Below are 15295 nucleotides of genomic sequence, written 5' to 3' on the forward strand. Positions count from 1 at the left end.
AGTTTTCGCCAGAAAAAATAGAATGTTGCGTTTTATTTTATCTATGCAACTCGATGAATATACTGAAATATTTAATTATTGAAAAATTAAATTACTATGCTCTTATCTTTAAACGTAACTGACATTTTATGTCATGTCTGGAGTGTTGCGTTAATGATGCTAATTTTCGCGTGTTGCTTTTACCGTGGCATTTTTCATTAGCGGACAAATCATTTATCCGGCGGAGGTAAAAATTATCCCTGTCAAACTGAACAGAAGGGTGAATGTTGTGTATGCCAGGACTAATGAAGAGTATCAAGGTCGCGAAGTATATCCTGACGGCGACCATTATCTGCAACATCTCTCCCTGGCCGGGCTTCAGCATGCAGGGCTTTTTCCAGGTAGCGTTTTGCTTCCTTTGCTCTTTTTTCAGTCAACAGAAAATCGCCATAGAAATAATTGCTATCAATACCATTGGGATTGATGCTCAATGCTTTCGTTAGCATCTCTTCGGCTTTGGCTTTGTCACCAAAGCCTACAGGCCAACCGGGAACCTGGTAGTAGAGTGCGCCTAAACTGGTCCATGCAGAACCCTGAAGAGCGTTCGGATCAAGTTTAATGGCTTTTTCCAGGTCTTTTTTTGCCTCTTTCACCAGACCAAGCGCACTCAGGCCACCCTTCACACCCGCCAGACTGCTATCAATTATTGCTGACCAAATCAAAAGCCCTGCATCGTTATTATTGCTCGACTGGTTGGCTTCATGAGCTTGCTGACTTAGTGTATTTAAGCATTGCTCTTTGTTGGTCTGTAGTGTCTGGTACTGACAAACTGACCATTTATACTGTAGGTTTTCAAGCGGACCTGGCGAGGCTATTCCATCTGCAGGAGCGATCAACGCAGATGCTAAAAGTAGTGGGTAATAACTTTTCATTTGAACTCTCCTTTGGTCGAGTGACGGGCAAAAGATTGAATCAGAGACAGTTTCTTGTTGAGGGCCCTATCGACGATAGCGGGAAACCAGGCGTTAATTTTAACGAAAAAGCGTTCCATCTTGCCAAATCGATAACACTTTTGTTCCGTTTCGATCATGCGGACAATTTTGGCAGCCACAAAGTTAGGTGAGTCGCTTGTATTCCCCAGTTTGCGATTTAATGCATACACCTCCATGCTATTGAGCTCTGTATTCGTTGCTCGCGGCGCGGCATACAATACCGTCAGTCCACTGCCCACTAATTCGCGGCTCAGTGCTTCGGAAAAACGATGAGTTGCCGCTTTGGTCGCGCTATAAACACTCCAGGCAGGATACCCAATCTCACCGAATATAGATCCAACATTGAGTACAATTCCCTGTGGATTGAATTTTGTTAACATCGCACGTGTCAGCAAAGCAGGAATTTCAATATTTGCACGAATTTGATCACGGATGTCATCAAAAGATTGCTGTTCAAAAAGTGCAAATCGACTCGTTCCTGCATTGTTAATTAAAATATCCAGTTTCAACGTGTCATTAAAAAGAGCGCTGAGATTATTTATTTCTTCATCGCTATAATCCCTCATTAATGCAATGAAATGGCGTTCGGGATGAAGTAAAGATCCCTTTAACAGTTTCATGGCATTGGCATTTCTGCCTACAAGGCATATTCTTGCTCCTTTTTTGGCTAATTCAATCGCGAGTGCCTGGCCAATACCACCACTGGCACCCGTAAGTAAAACGACTTTATCATTGAGATTCATGTGCATTGGCCCCAAGTTGGTTAAGCATGTAACCATAAAGTTGGTACACGCGGCGGGCGGTGTGGATAATTGCGCTCTTGTCGGATTCATCCACTACGGTATTCATTAATATTGAGAAAAATTTAAGGTGGCTCTGATCAAGCTCGCCATGGGAGCGCAGATAAGTTGTCGCATGCTCAGGTAAACCGAGGGCTTTCTCAACTTGATCTGCAATAGATGACGCGATCAGAACACTCGTGCCTTCGAGCACCTGGACCATCCCAAAAATACTCATGGGATTAATATGTTCTATACGGTAATAGAGAAATGAGATCATTGCTTCGATAGGCAGGCCGGGGGTGCCATGGCGAACCTTATCGGCATCTCCACCACACACACGAATGTCATTCAATATCCATTCCTGATGGCCATACTCTTCAGCAATATATTCAGTAATGGCTCCACGCATGTTTTCATGCGTCCCCGGTAAACGGCTTCCGGCACTCATCAGAAGAGGAACCGTGTGGCTAACGTGATAATAGGCCTGGGTGAGAAATTCGATATACAACTCGCGTGATATATCGCCTGACTGGCAGCGTGCAATTACTGTCGATGAAAGCATACCTTCACGTTCAAGAGCCGTCTCATTCTGAAGATGTTGATAGAAATTCATTTTTCTTCCTTCTCAAGTAGGGTGAACATGTGTGGGTGTAGGGTTTGCCAGATAGCGTCGCGGCGTGGACGACCGTTTGGAGTGAACATACCCGGAGCAGAAATTTCAGAAGTAAAGATCAGTCGATGGGGTTGAGCATAATCAGGGAGTCGTGCAGATAGGGACAACAGCTGCTCACGTGCTGCGGCTTCCTGCCCCTCAAATGCATCGACGAGAGCAATATTGTGTTTAAGACCTTCACCAAAAATGACTATTCGGCGTACTGAAGGGCAAAGCATGGCTTCTGATTCAGGCCATTCAGGGGAAAAATTGCGCCCGTACGCGTTTATCTGAATATTTTTCAGCCTTCCCTGGATATGGATATATCCATCCTCATCCAGTCTGCCTAAGTCACCGGTGGCAACCGCATACATCGGCGTATCAGTACCCAAATATCCCAGTGCGTTGGCCGGGCTGGAAACAATAAGTTGACTTGTATCATCAATACTAATTGTAATACCCGGTAACGGAGCACCGACGCTGTTGTGCTTGACACCTCCCGGTAAATTAAGGCTAACCACTGAACCGCACTCAGACAGCCCGTACCCTTCAAAAACCGGAAGACCAGACTTCATTGCCAACTGCAGGATTTCTGGTGAAATTCTTCCGCCTCCAACAGCAATAAACTTAAGCGATTCCGTACTTGTCGGGAATTTCAGATGCAGTTGCAGCAGAACTCTGAGCAACTCGGGTACCAACATCAGGCTGTCAGGTTTACGGGTGGTCAGGTACTCCAGGAACCGCGTGGCATTGAACCGGCTCGAACCTTCAAAACCAACTTTTGATGAGGGGGAAATGACCGTACTGACGCCGAGCATAAGTGGGATGTAGATCCCACTGATATTTTCCAGAAGAATACTGAGTGGCAGTACTACTAAATGGCGTGTCAGTTTCAAAGGGGATAATTCATTTGCCAGTGTGCCGGCTGTCCAGAACATTCCGGCCTCACTCAGGCAGACCCCCTTTGGCTCACCAGTTGTGCCAGAGGTAAAAGTGATCTTTGCCGTACCCGACGGCAATGCAACCGGGTCGTTGACCTTACGTATTAGCAAAGGTCTAAGAAGGGTGTCATATTTTTGCCAGTGACCTGACGCGCTTACGTCGCCCATTTGAGCGTCGACAGAAGCCGAAGATAAAACCCAGGCCTTTTGAGCAGGAGTAAAGAAAGAGGGGACGGGAATAATGACTACACCTGCAGCAAGGCAGGCCAAATCAATGATGGCCCAATGCGGATGATTATCGGCTTCCAGCGCCAGGCGATTGACTCCCAGTGTGGCTAACTGCCCGGCTAATGCTTCTACTGCATGGTAGTACTGGCGCCAGGTCCATTGACTGTCTTCACCACAAAGTGCCAAACCTTCTGGGCAGTCAGCGGACATTTGCGCAAGTTTTTTAAGAAACATAGGAGTCTCCTGCCTGATTGATCCAGGGAGCATCGGGTAAGAGGGGAAAAAGATTCAAAAGGCGGGTTGTTCTGGACAGTGTCAACTGACCGCCAGAGAGCTCGCCAGCCATAACGATGGGATCGTGCCGGTAATACTCACCCCAGGTTTGAACACAACCGCCAATACGCTCGGGATCAGCAGGCGCAAGCGGGATTGGGCTCAGATTAAGGCGAGAAAAAGTATTACGTATTTTTTTCGTGCCGGTAAATACAATCCAGGAATAATGATAATGATTCAGTAGATGGCAAAGTGCGCCATACATAATCCGAGTGCTGGCACCATCACACGCGGCAAAATTACCAATTTCAATAATGTCCGTACGTTGTACGGGATGATTAATTCTTGATGATAATATGCGTTCGATAGGTTCATTAAGGTAATGCTCAAGAAATAGTTTTTTCAATCCGGCAAGTTGGACGCCACAGGCAGCTTTGAGTTCATCGGTATTATCATACAAACACAGCAACCATGGCATACAAAACGGCAGGGTGGCGTGATAGATTTCATTATAATTTCTACGAATTAATGTCGAGGCAGCGTTTATATCACTGCCACCCTGTAACCATTTGAGTGTGTAAGGTGTTGTTATTTTCATGACATTACCTCTTTTGGGATAATCCCAGAATGGCAATGAAATATTATGACAACCTTAAGAGAGCAAATAATATGGAAAATAATTTACTGTTTACCTAAGGCCTGCTAAAGGTTGGTGGCCGATTGTAGGTATGTATTTAACTACCTAAAAAACAAGGTGTATTAGTCATTATTCATGGGATGTATTGTATTTTTCTCTATCTTCGAAAGAAGGTAATCTCCGATGCTAAAAATAGTGACGTGCAGCACGTTTCAATAAAAGAGTATGAACTCATCACTTAAAGTGAAAAGTTATTAATGGCCTTCACAGCGCGTCAGCGATGAGAGAATCAATGTTTAAAAAAACTATACGATTGATAGCAAGTTTGGCGAATGCACAAGGAATAAGGAACCGTTGAGTTTAGGGGGCTCTGGTATAACACCCACGTTCCCGATAAATAAAAAAGCCGTAGCGCTGTGCACTACGGCTTTGCCATTTCTGTATTAACTTAAAGACAGGAACGCTTACATGCGCTCAACGGTTTCGATACCCAGAGTATCCAGACCGAGTTTCAGGGTTTTTGCAGTCAACAGTGCCAGTTTCAGACGGCTGTTACGCACTTCGGTGCTCTCTGCACTCAGAATCGGGCAGTGCTCGTAGAAACCAGAGAATAGCCCTGCCAGATCGTACAGGTAAGCACACATCACGTGCGGCGTGCCTTCACGGGCGACCACGGTCAGCGTTTCTTCAAACTGCAGCAAGCGGGCGGCCAGTTGTGCTTCTCTATCTTCGGCAATCACCACCGGGGCGCTCAGCAGGGTGCTCTCTTCGATACCGGCTTTACGGAACACGGACAGCACGCGGGTGTAAGCGTACTGCATGTAAGGCGCAGTGTTGCCTTCAAATGCCAGCATATTGTCCCAGTCGAAGACATAATCGGTGGTACGGTTTTTGGAGAGATCCGCGTACTTAACTGCACCGATGCCGACCGCATTAGCCAGTTTTTCCAGCTCATCAGCAGGCATGTCCGGGTTCTTCTCTGCGACCAGACGACGAGCGCGTTCCAGTGCTTCGTCCAGCAGGTCAGACAGTTTTACCGTACCGCCCGCGCGGGTTTTGAACGGCTTGCCATCTTTACCGAGCATCATGCCGAACATATGGTGTTCGAGCGAGAGAGAGTCCGGGATATAACCGGCTTTACGCACGATGGTCCAGGCCTGCATCAGGTGCTGATGCTGACGGGAGTCAATGTAATAAAGGACGCGGTCCGCATGCAGCGTTTCGTAACGGTACTTGGCACAGGCGATATCGGTAGTGGTGTAGAGGTAGCCGCCATCCTTTTTCTGGATGATGACACCCATAGGTTCGCCTTCTTTATTCTGGTACTCGTCGAGGAAGACCACCGTTGCGCCTTCGCTCTCGACCGCCAGACCTTTGGCTTTCAGATCGGCCACAATGCCTGGCAGCATCGGGTTATACAGGCTCTCACCCATCACGTCGTCACGGGTCAGGGTAACGTTCAGACGCTCATAGGCAATCTGGTTCTGGCCCATGGTAATGTCAACCAGCTTGCGCCACATCTGACGGCAGTATTCGTCGCCACCCTGTAATTTCACCACATAGCCACGGGCGCGCTCGGCAAAGACGGCGTCTTCGTCGTAGTGTTTTTTCGCTTCACGGTAGAAGGCTTCAAGATCCGCCAGCGCCATTTCACCTGCGTTTTCCTGCTGCTGCTTTTCTAAATAGGCAATCAGCATGCCGAACTGGGTACCCCAGTCGCCCACGTGGTTCGCGCGGATCACTTTATGACCGAGGAATTCCTGGGTGCGCACGGACGCGTCGCCAATGATGGTGGAACGCAGGTGACCGACGTGCATCTCTTTCGCCACGTTTGGCGCAGAGTAGTCGATAACGATGGTCTGCTGCTGCGGTTTTGCCACACCCAGACGGTCAGATTTCAGCGCTTCGCTAACGTGCTCGGCCAGAAAATCCGGGGCAAGGAAGATATTGATAAAGCCGGGACCGGCGATTTCTACTTTGCTGGCAATCCCGTTCAGATCGAGATGGGTCAGAACCTGCTCTGCCAGTTGTCGGGGAGCCATGCCCAGTTTTTTCGCAATCGCCATCACGCCGTTAGCCTGATAGTCGCCGAACTGGGCTTTTGCTGACTGACGAACCTGAGGTTCACAATCCGCTGCCGCACCTGCGGCAATGAGCGCCTGACTGACTTTTTCTGAGAGAAGAGTCTGAATATTCACCGGGATACCTTACATTGTCGACACAACGCGCAAAGGTGCGGGCTGCGTCCGGGTGTTGATAATGAAAGGCGGGAGTATACTGCAATTGCCCCATGGCGTCAGCAGGGGAACCGCAGTGGTTTTTGATTCCGTTTCAAGGTTGGTTAGCAGAGCAGAACAGGGTAGATTAGCCGCCTGATAAACAGCACGGATACCGAGAAAATGACCCGTTGGCAGACCCTTGAAGAACTGAGCGACATCAGCGCGGATCTCCCGCGTTTTATTGATGATTTTACCCAACTGACCGCTCGCCTCGGGTTGGATATTACGCCTCTGGACGCTGACCATATCTCATTACGCTGCCACCAGAACGCCACGGCTGAACGCTGGCGTCGTGGTTTTGAGCAGTGCGGGGAATTGCTTTCTGAAACCCTGATCAACGGTCGGCCTATCTGTCTGTTCAAACTGCATGAACCGGTGTGTGTCGCCCACTGGCAGTTTAGCGTGGTGGAACTGCCCTGGCCGGGTGAGAAGCGCTATCCGCATGAAGGCTGGGAGCACATTGAGATTGTGCTGCCCGGTGAGCCTGAGAGCTTAAATGCTCGTGCGCTGGCGTTGCTGGCAGACGACGGACTGAGCCAGGCGGGGATATTTGTTAAAACCAGCTCACCGAAAGGGGAACGCGAACGCCTTCCTAATCCCACGCTTGCAGTGACCGATGGCAAAGTGACCGTGAAATTCCACCCCTGGACCATTGAAGCGATCGTGGCCAGCGAGCAGTAGACATTCAGGGAGAAAAAATGACCTTACTGGAGATTTGTTGTTATAGCGCGGCCTGCGCATTAACGGCGCAGCGTCATGGGGCTGACCGCATTGAATTGTGTGCGGCACCGAAAGAGGGCGGGTTGACCCCGTCACTCGGGGTCCTGAAACGGGTTCGCCAGACGGTGACCATTCCGGTTCATCCCATTGTTCGCCCGCGTGGCGGTGATTTTTGTTATGACGACGAAGAGTTTGCCGCCATCCTGGAAGATATCCAGGAGATTCGTGATTTGGGTTTCCCCGGACTGGTAACGGGGATGCTCAATGAAGAAGGTCATGTCGATGTGCCACGTATGCAGCAGATTATGCAAGCCGCACAAGGCATGGCGGTCACTTTTCATCGGGCATTCGATATGTGTGTGGACCCATATCAAGCCGCTGATATTTTAGGGGAATTAGGGGTTGCGCGTATTCTGACATCCGGCCAACAGGCATCTGCAGAAAAAGGTCTCGCATTAATTACGGAACTAAATGCCCGACCCGGTACTCCAATAATAATGGCGGGTGCAGGAGTTCGGTCGAGTAACCTGGAAAACTTTCTCAATGCAGGAGTACAGGAAGTGCACAGCTCGGCAGGCCATTTAACACCATCGCCTATGCGTTATCGCAATACAGGATTATCGATGTCGGCAGACGCCTCGGCGGATGAGTACTCCCGCTACAGTGTGGATGGCGATGCCGTCGCGGTGATGAAAGCGCAAATCGCTCATCACGCGCAGTAACCGGTTTTACCGCAGCATCATGTCGCCCAATATGATGCTTATTTGTACCAGGCCCCTGCAATTTCAACAGGGGCCTTTTTTTATCCTTCTCCGGCATATTTCGCTCTGCAGCGGCGTTAGCTTTCCTCGCTGATGTTACGGCTTTCTGGCAATTAACACGGCACGAACCGGGGCAGGATAGCCTTCGATAGTTTTGCTGCTGTCATGCGGGTCGAGGAATTCGGCCAGCGATTCGGTGATCATCCAGTCGGTGCGGCGCTGCTCTTCAATCGTGGTGGTGCAGACATCCACAATGCGCACGTCGACAAATCCACACTTCTCCAGCCAGTTCTTCAGCGCAGCGGCAGACGGAATGAAATAGACGTTACGCATCTGTGCGTATCGGTCACCCGGTACCAGAACGGTATTTTCATCGCCATCAATCACCAGCGTTTCCAGTACCAGCTCGCCGTCCTGCACCAGCTGATCTTTGAGTTGCCAGAGATGTTCCAGCGGTGAACGGCGGTGGTAAAGTACGCCCATCGAAAAGACGGTATCGAACGCATTAAGAGCCGGAAGCTGTTCGATACCCAGCGGCAGCAGGTGCGCGCGACGGTCGTCACCCAGCAGCTTACGTACGGCTTCAAACTGATGCAGGAACAATTGTGTCGGGTCGATACCCACGGCAAATTTTGCCCCGGCACCGATCATCCGCCACATGTGATAGCCGCTACCACAACCCACATCGAGAATGGTACGGCCGCGTAAATCGGACAAATGTGGCAGAACGCGGTCCCATTTCCAGTCCGAGCGCCATTCGGTATTGATGTCCAGCCCGTAGAGTGAGAAGGGGCCTTTGCGCCACGGCATCAGGTTACGCAGATGCGTCTCTATGCGGGTCAATTCGCCCGCGCTTAGCGGCTCCTCGCTGGTGGCAATCACGCCATTGAGCAGATCGAGCTGATGGGGTTTCAGCTCCGGCAGATAGTTAATGGCGCTGGTCCACTGCTTAATCTGACCGTGAACGGCCTCACGCTGCCAGGTGGCGATTTGCGCGGGCAGGGTTTCCAGCCAGTGGGAGAGGGGGCTCACCGCAATCTGCTGGTAAAAACGTTCAAAGGTAATCATGCGGCATTCCCTGCTTTTACGGCGACCAGTGAGCCAAAGTTAAAACACTGGAACCAGACTTCACTGTGCTCAAAACCGGCACTGCGCAAACGTGTTTTGTGAGTAGCGACGGAGTCTGTCAGCATGACGTTCTCGAGCATGCTGCGCTTCTGGCTGATCTCCAGTTCGCTGTAACCATTGGCCCGCTTAAAATCATGATGCATGTTGAACAGCAACTCACCCACGGTTTCATCTTCAAAGCTGAATTTCTCTGACAGCACCAGTGCGCCGCCCGGTTTCAGACCCTGGTAAATTTTGTCGAGCAGCGCCTGACGCTCAGGTGGCTCAAGGAATTGCAGGGTGAAGTTCAGCACCACCAGAGACGCATTTTCGATGGTCACATCGCGGATATCCCCCTCAACCACCTGGACGGGCGTTGGGGCTTTATAGGCGTCGATATGACGTCGGCAGCGTTCAACCATCGCGGGAGAATTATCCACCGCAATGATGTGGCAACCGTCATGATGAATGTTGCGGCGCACGGAAAGCGTGGCGGCACCCAATGAACAGCCCAAGTCGTAAATCTGCGTGTGCGGCTGCACGAAGCGCTCGGCAAGCATGCCGATCATCGAAATAATATTGGAGTAACCCGGAACGGAACGCTGGATCATGTCGGGGAAGACTTCGGCCACCCGTTCGTCAAAGGTCCAGTCGCCCAGGCTGGCGATAGGCGCGGAAAAAAGCGTGTCGCGGTTAGACATAATGTAAATACCCGGGAAAACAAAGTGGCGTATTGTGCGCTAACGCAGGGAGAAAACCAACTCCCACGGCATGTACCACAGATTGGCGAGTGCCATCAGCAGCAGTGAACACCAGGTCGCACTCATCCCCGAGCGCCGCCAGCGAAACAGGCGGTGGTGAAAACCGTAATAGTGCATCAGTCGCCCGGCAATCAACAGAATGCCACACACGTGAACCATCCAGGTCTCTGCGCCGTTCATTTCCATAAACAGCAACAGGATCAACGCAATGGGGATGTATTCCACCGCGTTACCGTGAATGCGTATCGCACTTTGCAGCTCACTGAAACCCCCGTCGCCATAGCTGACGCGGTATTGCATCCGCAGGCGAACGACATCAAACGAAAACTTAATGAGCAGTAACGCACCCAGCACGGCATACAGCGCGCTAACCATACAAACTCCCTTTAGTACCTGATGGCTTTACAATAATAGGTAATCCATTCAGAAAAGAGAAGATTGCTGTGGGATGGACGGAGGAGTCCCGATGGAGGGAACGACCTGCTGCAAATCCTGCCATAAGGTGTCGACCAGCTCAGGCGCTTGCGCAATATCAGGGGTGTGCAGGAAGAGATAAGGCGTGGTGGTTTGCTCCCAGAGCGGCAGTTTTTCCAGCCAGACCGTAAACAGCTCGCGATTTTGCACCATGTTGTCACTGCCGATAAAACGCACCATCGGGTTTTGCGCAGTCACCAGTGCGTGAACCGGAACTTTGGGTTTCTTACGTTGTGCTTCAATAACGGCTTCGCTGTGGGGGATGGCGCTGTGTACCGGGCGGCTGTCGAGGATAACCCGGTTAACTTTACGCTGATACAGTCCCCGGTTAAGGTCGCGCTCATCATCACCTTTGGCAAAAAATGACGGATGGCGTACTTCCACCCCGTAGGTGAATGCTGTCGGCAAGCTATCGAGAAAAGCCCAAAGGGCAGGCATGTCGCGTGGACCAAAGGTCGCGGGTAGTTGTAGCCAGTATTGCCCGATGCGGTCATCCAGCGGTGCCATGCGGGTAAAAAATTCCAGCGTCAGATCCGCGCACTGGCGGAGTGAAGCTGTATGGGAGATGGTTGCCGGGAATTTAAAGCAGAAACGGAAATCGTCGTGCGTTTGTTCGCGCCAGCGCTGCACAATCTCTGCTTTCGGCAGGGCATAGAGCGTAGTGTTGCCCTCCACGCAATTGAAGTGACGGGCGTACTCTTCAAGACCTGTAATGCCCAGGCGCACCCATTTCGGGTGCGACCACTGGGGAAGTCCCAGATACATCATAGTGCGGTGAGGATCTCGTCTGTTGTACGTACGCGGCCAATGCGCGGGAAAATATTCGTCATGCTCCCCTGGTGCTGGTCGGCAGTGGCTGCGGCGCACGCATCTTCTACTACCACCAGATTGAAGCCCAGCTCCCAGGCATTACGGGCGGTGGATTCTACGCCAATGTTGGTTGAAATACCGCATAACACAATGGTGTCGATGCCACGACGGCGCAACTGCAGTTCGAGATCGGTGCCGTAGAAAGCCCCCCACTGGCGTTTGGTAACTTCAATATCGCTCTCTTTTTTGCCAAGTGCGATCGGATAGTCCCACCAGTTAGCAGGTAAGGCATGACCACCAGCAGCGGCATCAACCGGCTGTTTCAGTGCTTCAGCGAAATCCGCTGACCAGCCCACACGCACCAGAATTACCGGCGAGCCGTTAGCGCGGAATTTTTCCGCCAGTTTTGCAGAGCGGGTAACCACATCCGCCGCGGTATAAGGTCCGCCAGCAAAAGGCAGGATGCCTTCCTGTAAATCAATAACGACCAGTGCGGTTTTTGCAGTGTGAAGGTCCAGCATGATTACTCCTGAAATATGAATGACATCACATTTACCTTACGCGGTATATGCGCCTGCACGGTTTACAAATTTTGTTAATTTTTGTGAGAATAGACACTAAGCGTGCAGCAAACGTGCGTACAGGCGGTATCGGGCTTATCGTCAGCCATTATTTCCAGTATAATAGCCGCCTTTTTTCATCCAGTTGTGACATTCAGCTAAAGCTGCGATAACGTCGCCTGCAGGACAGGCAACAAACAGCCTGCGGCTTAAGTTAAGGGACATCTCATGCGTACAGAATATTGCGGGCAACTGCGTAAGACCCACGTCGGGCAGCAGGTGACTTTGTGTGGTTGGGTCAACCGTCGTCGTGATCTCGGCAGCCTTATTTTTATTGATATGCGTGACCGTGAAGGCATCGTTCAGGTGTTCTTCGATCCAGATGCCGAGGCATTCAAACTGGCCTCTGAACTGCGTAACGAGTTCTGCATCGTGGTGACCGGTACCGTGCGTGCGCGTGACGAGAAAAACGTCAACAGCGATATGGCGACCGGTGAAGTGGAAGTGTTTGCCTCTGAGCTGACCATCATCAACCGCTCTGAGCCGTTGCCGCTGGACTCCAACCAGGTCAACACCGAAGAAGCGCGTCTGAAATACCGCTACCTGGATCTGCGTCGCCCGGAAATGGCTCAGCGCCTGAAAACCCGTGCGAAAATCACCAGCTTTGTGCGTCGCTTCATGGATGATCACGGTTTCCTCGATATCGAAACCCCGATGCTGACCAAAGCCACGCCGGAAGGTGCTCGTGACTACCTGGTGCCGAGCCGTGTGCACAAAGGTAAGTTCTATGCGCTGCCGCAGTCCCCACAGTTGTTCAAGCAGCTGCTGATGATGTCCGGCTTCGATCGCTACTACCAGATTGTTAAATGCTTCCGTGACGAAGACCTGCGTGCTGACCGCCAGCCGGAATTCACCCAGATCGACGTCGAAACCTCCTTCATGACCGCGCCTCAGGTTCGTGAAGTGATGGAAGACCTGATTCGTAAGCTTTGGCTGGATATTAAAAACGTCGATCTGGGCCAGTTCCCGATCATGACCTTTGCCGAAGCAGAACGCCGTTATGGTTCAGATAAACCCGACCTGCGTAACCCGATGGAGCTGGTGGACGTTGCTGACCTGCTGAAATCCGTTGAATTCGCGGTATTTGCCGGCCCGGCTAACGATCCGAAAGGTCGCGTTGCAGCACTGCGCGTGCCGGGTGGTGCGGCACTGACCCGTAAGCTGATTGATGACTACGGCAACTTCGTGAAGATTTACGGCGCGAAGGGTCTGGCGTACATCAAAGTTAACGAACGTGCGAAAGGCCTCGAAGGCATCAACAGTCCGGTGGCAAAATTCCTCAACGCAGAGATCGTTGAAGCGATCCTTGAGCGCACCGGCGCACAAGATGGCGACATGATTTTCTTCGGCGCGGACAACAAAAAAGTGGTTGCCGATGCACTGGGTGCGCTGCGTCTGAAACTGGGCAAAGATCTTAGCCTCACCGACGAGAACAAATGGGCACCGTTGTGGGTTATCGACTTCCCGATGTTTGAAGAAGATGGTGAAGGCGGTCTGACGGCGATGCATCACCCGTTCACCTCGCCGAAAGACATGACCGCAGCGGAGCTTAAAGCCGCACCGGAAGATGCCGTGGCTAACGCCTACGATATGGTCATCAACGGCTATGAAGTGGGTGGCGGTTCCGTGCGTATTTACAGCGGTGAAATGCAGCAGACCGTGTTTGGTATCCTGGGCATTAACGAACAGGAACAGCGCGAGAAGTTCGGCTTCCTGCTGGATGCCCTGAAATACGGTACACCGCCGCATGCGGGTCTGGCCTTTGGTCTGGATCGCCTGACCATGCTGCTGACTGGTACCGACAACATTCGTGATGTGATTGCCTTCCCGAAAACCACCGCCGCCGCCTGTCTGATGACAGAAGCGCCGAGCTTCGCTAACCCGGCTTCCTTAACCGAGCTGGGTATTGAAGTGGTGAAAAAGGAAGAGAAGAACTGATATGGCTTATAAGCGTCCCGTTTCTGTTTTGATTGTTATCTATGCACAAGACACGAAACGGGTGCTGATGCTACAGCGACGCGATGATCCGGATTTCTGGCAGTCGGTTACCGGCAGCCTGGAAGATGATGAACTCGCGTCGCATGCTGCCGCGCGTGAAGTAAAGGAAGAGGTCACCATTGATGTCGCTCTCGAGCAACTGACCTTAGTGGACTGCCAGCGCACGGTAGAGTATGAAATTTTTAGTCATTTACGTCATCGCTACGCCCCGGGTATTGAGCGCAATACAGAATCCTGGTTCTGCCTTGCACTTCCCCATGAGCGCGCCATCGTGTTCACTGAACACCTGGCTTACCGCTGGGTTGATGCGCCAGAAGCGGCTGCATTAACCAAGTCATGGAGTAACCGGCAGGCGATTGAAGAATTTGTAATTAATGTTAATTAATTTCCGAGCATTTCAGTTTCCAGGCAGACGGTAAGGCCGCGAATCGCCAGGAACTTATATGAGTAAGTGACGGGTGTGAGTGGGTGCAGCCAACGCATCTGGACGCTGAAAGGCGCAAGATAATTTTGAGGAAATATTTATGGCAGGTCATAGTAAATGGGCCAACACCAAGCACCGCAAAGCGGCACAGGATGCCAAGCGCGGTAAAATCTTCACCAAAATCATTCGTGAACTGGTGACGGCTGCCCGTCTCGGTGGCGGTGATGCAGGGTCTAACCCGCGTCTGCGTGCAGCGATCGACAAAGCGCTGTCTAACAACATGACGCGTGACACTCTGAACCGTGCCATCGCGCGTGGTGTAGGTGGTGATGACGATGCAAACATGGAAACCATCATTTATGAAGGTTACGGTCCTGGCGGCACCGCGGTCATGGTGGAATGCCTGTCCGACAACCGTAACCGTACCGTTGCCGAAGTGCGTCATGCCTTCAGCAAAACCGGTGGTAACCTGGGTACCGATGGTTCCGTTTCTTACCTGTTCAGCAAAAAAGGCATTATCTCCTTCGAAAAAGGCGATGAAGACGTGATCATGGAAGCTGCCCTGGAAGCCGGTGCAGAAGACGTGATGACCTTTGACGATGGCGCGATTGACGTTTACACCGCGTGGGAAGAGATGGGTGCAGTGCGTGACGCGTTGGAAGCAGCAGGCCTGAAAGCCGACGCCGCTGAAGTTTCTATGATTCCGTCAACCAAAGCTGACATGGATGCAGAAACTGCGCCGAAACTGCTGCGTCTGATCGATATGCTCGAAGACTGCGACGACGTGCAGGAAGTTTACCATAACGGTGAAATCTCTGATGAGGTTGCAGCGACTCTCGAATGAGACTGCATAATCC

16 protein-coding genes are annotated in these 15295 nt (G+C 51.3%); 5 read left to right on the plus strand and 11 right to left on the minus strand.

From position 1 onward, the window contains the following. Positions 1-281: 281 nt before the first annotated feature. The 6 genes from AC5JPW_RS15890 to argS form a co-directional block, all read right to left on the minus strand. The gene (locus AC5JPW_RS15890) at positions 282-911 is read right to left on the minus strand and encodes a tetratricopeptide repeat protein (protein WP_494241817.1); all 630 of its coding nucleotides are present in this window, start codon (positions 909-911) and stop codon (positions 282-284) included. Beyond that, complete coding sequence (locus tag AC5JPW_RS15895) at positions 908-1714, minus strand: SDR family oxidoreductase (protein WP_494241819.1); 807 nt, start codon at positions 1712-1714, stop codon at positions 908-910. The genes AC5JPW_RS15890 and AC5JPW_RS15895 overlap by 4 nt, the downstream gene beginning before the upstream one ends. Further along, complete coding sequence (locus tag AC5JPW_RS15900) at positions 1701-2366, minus strand: iron-containing redox enzyme family protein (protein WP_494241820.1); 666 nt, start codon at positions 2364-2366, stop codon at positions 1701-1703. Before AC5JPW_RS15900 ends, AC5JPW_RS15895 begins: the two co-directional genes overlap by 14 nt. Then, entirely contained in the window at positions 2363-3808 is a 1446-nt protein-coding gene (locus AC5JPW_RS15905; protein WP_494241822.1) for an AMP-binding protein, read from the minus strand. The genes AC5JPW_RS15900 and AC5JPW_RS15905 overlap by 4 nt, the downstream gene beginning before the upstream one ends. Next, entirely contained in the window at positions 3798-4445 is a 648-nt protein-coding gene (locus AC5JPW_RS15910) for a thermostable hemolysin (RefSeq protein WP_494241824.1), read from the minus strand. The genes AC5JPW_RS15905 and AC5JPW_RS15910 overlap by 11 nt, the downstream gene beginning before the upstream one ends. Positions 4446-4948: 503 nt before the next feature. Further along, positions 4949-6682, minus strand: a complete 1734-nt coding sequence (gene argS, locus AC5JPW_RS15915; protein WP_494241826.1) for an arginine--tRNA ligase — start codon at positions 6680-6682, stop codon at positions 4949-4951. Positions 6683-6883: 201 nt separating this feature from the next. Between argS and AC5JPW_RS15920 the strand changes: the two genes are divergently transcribed. Both AC5JPW_RS15920 and cutC read left to right on the plus strand, forming a co-directional pair. Then, complete coding sequence (locus tag AC5JPW_RS15920; protein ID WP_494241828.1) at positions 6884-7444, plus strand: VOC family protein; 561 nt, start codon at positions 6884-6886, stop codon at positions 7442-7444. 17 nt (positions 7445-7461) lie between these two features. Next, a complete protein-coding gene (gene cutC, locus AC5JPW_RS15925; RefSeq protein ID WP_494241830.1) occupies positions 7462-8205 on the plus strand; it encodes a copper homeostasis protein CutC in 744 nt (247 codons plus the stop codon). A gap of 135 nt (positions 8206-8340) precedes the next feature. Here cutC and cmoB read toward each other — a convergent pair whose 3' ends face one another. Genes cmoB through AC5JPW_RS15950 form a run of 5 tightly spaced genes read right to left on the minus strand, consistent with a single transcriptional unit; the run spans position 8341 to position 11917 of the window. Then, positions 8341-9312, minus strand: a complete 972-nt coding sequence (cmoB, locus tag AC5JPW_RS15930) for a tRNA 5-methoxyuridine(34)/uridine 5-oxyacetic acid(34) synthase CmoB (protein WP_494241832.1) — start codon at positions 9310-9312, stop codon at positions 8341-8343. Next, complete coding sequence (cmoA, locus tag AC5JPW_RS15935; protein WP_494241834.1) at positions 9309-10052, minus strand: carboxy-S-adenosyl-L-methionine synthase CmoA; 744 nt, start codon at positions 10050-10052, stop codon at positions 9309-9311. Before cmoA ends, cmoB begins: the two co-directional genes overlap by 4 nt. A gap of 39 nt (positions 10053-10091) precedes the next feature. Continuing rightward, a complete protein-coding gene (locus AC5JPW_RS15940) occupies positions 10092-10487 on the minus strand; it encodes an MAPEG family protein (protein ID WP_458046846.1) in 396 nt (131 codons plus the stop codon). 48 nt (positions 10488-10535) lie between these two features. Continuing rightward, entirely contained in the window at positions 10536-11354 is an 819-nt protein-coding gene (locus AC5JPW_RS15945) for a DUF72 domain-containing protein (protein ID WP_494241835.1), read from the minus strand. Beyond that, entirely contained in the window at positions 11351-11917 is a 567-nt protein-coding gene (locus AC5JPW_RS15950) for a hydrolase (RefSeq protein WP_494241836.1), read from the minus strand. Before AC5JPW_RS15950 ends, AC5JPW_RS15945 begins: the two co-directional genes overlap by 4 nt. Positions 11918-12184: 267 nt before the next feature. Between AC5JPW_RS15950 and aspS the strand changes: the two genes are divergently transcribed. The 3 genes from aspS to AC5JPW_RS15965 all read left to right on the plus strand — a co-directional run bounded on the left by aspS (position 12185) and on the right by AC5JPW_RS15965 (position 15282). Further along, complete coding sequence (aspS, locus tag AC5JPW_RS15955; RefSeq protein WP_494241838.1) at positions 12185-13954, plus strand: aspartate--tRNA ligase; 1770 nt, start codon at positions 12185-12187, stop codon at positions 13952-13954. A 1-nt stretch (position 13955) separates the two neighbouring features. Then, a complete protein-coding gene (nudB, locus tag AC5JPW_RS15960) occupies positions 13956-14399 on the plus strand; it encodes a dihydroneopterin triphosphate diphosphatase (RefSeq protein WP_494241840.1) in 444 nt (147 codons plus the stop codon). A gap of 139 nt (positions 14400-14538) precedes the next feature. Beyond that, positions 14539-15282, plus strand: coding sequence for a YebC/PmpR family DNA-binding transcriptional regulator (locus AC5JPW_RS15965; RefSeq protein WP_494241841.1), 744 nt, complete (start codon positions 14539-14541; stop codon positions 15280-15282). The last annotated feature ends 13 nt before the right edge of the window (positions 15283-15295 follow it).

This window comes from Phytobacter sp. (genome assembly GCF_059074235.1).

Excerpts from the sequence above, each read along its gene's own strand:
- AC5JPW_RS15950 (WP_494241836.1), bottom strand. The coding sequence starts at position 11,917 with ATGCTGGACCTTCACACTGCAAAAACCGCACTGGTCGTTATTGATTTA.
- AC5JPW_RS15965 (WP_494241841.1), top strand. The coding sequence starts at position 14,539 with ATGGCAGGTCATAGTAAATGGGCCAACACCAAGCACCGCAAAGCGGCA.
- aspS (WP_494241838.1), top strand. The coding sequence starts at position 12,185 with ATGCGTACAGAATATTGCGGGCAACTGCGTAAGACCCACGTCGGGCAG.
- AC5JPW_RS15905 (WP_494241822.1), bottom strand. The coding sequence starts at position 3,808 with ATGTTTCTTAAAAAACTTGCGCAAATGTCCGCTGACTGCCCAGAAGGT.
- AC5JPW_RS15910 (WP_494241824.1), bottom strand. The coding sequence starts at position 4,445 with ATGAAAATAACAACACCTTACACACTCAAATGGTTACAGGGTGGCAGT.
- nudB (WP_494241840.1), top strand. The coding sequence starts at position 13,956 with ATGGCTTATAAGCGTCCCGTTTCTGTTTTGATTGTTATCTATGCACAA.
- AC5JPW_RS15895 (WP_494241819.1), bottom strand. The coding sequence starts at position 1,714 with ATGAATCTCAATGATAAAGTCGTTTTACTTACGGGTGCCAGTGGTGGT.
- AC5JPW_RS15890 (WP_494241817.1), bottom strand. The coding sequence starts at position 911 with ATGAAAAGTTATTACCCACTACTTTTAGCATCTGCGTTGATCGCTCCT.
- cutC (WP_494241830.1), top strand. The coding sequence starts at position 7,462 with ATGACCTTACTGGAGATTTGTTGTTATAGCGCGGCCTGCGCATTAACG.
- AC5JPW_RS15920 (WP_494241828.1), top strand. The coding sequence starts at position 6,884 with ATGACCCGTTGGCAGACCCTTGAAGAACTGAGCGACATCAGCGCGGAT.
- AC5JPW_RS15945 (WP_494241835.1), bottom strand. The coding sequence starts at position 11,354 with ATGATGTATCTGGGACTTCCCCAGTGGTCGCACCCGAAATGGGTGCGC.
- AC5JPW_RS15900 (WP_494241820.1), bottom strand. The coding sequence starts at position 2,366 with ATGAATTTCTATCAACATCTTCAGAATGAGACGGCTCTTGAACGTGAA.
- cmoA (WP_494241834.1), bottom strand. The coding sequence starts at position 10,052 with ATGTCTAACCGCGACACGCTTTTTTCCGCGCCTATCGCCAGCCTGGGC.
- AC5JPW_RS15940 (WP_458046846.1), bottom strand. The coding sequence starts at position 10,487 with ATGGTTAGCGCGCTGTATGCCGTGCTGGGTGCGTTACTGCTCATTAAG.
- cmoB (WP_494241832.1), bottom strand. The coding sequence starts at position 9,312 with ATGATTACCTTTGAACGTTTTTACCAGCAGATTGCGGTGAGCCCCCTC.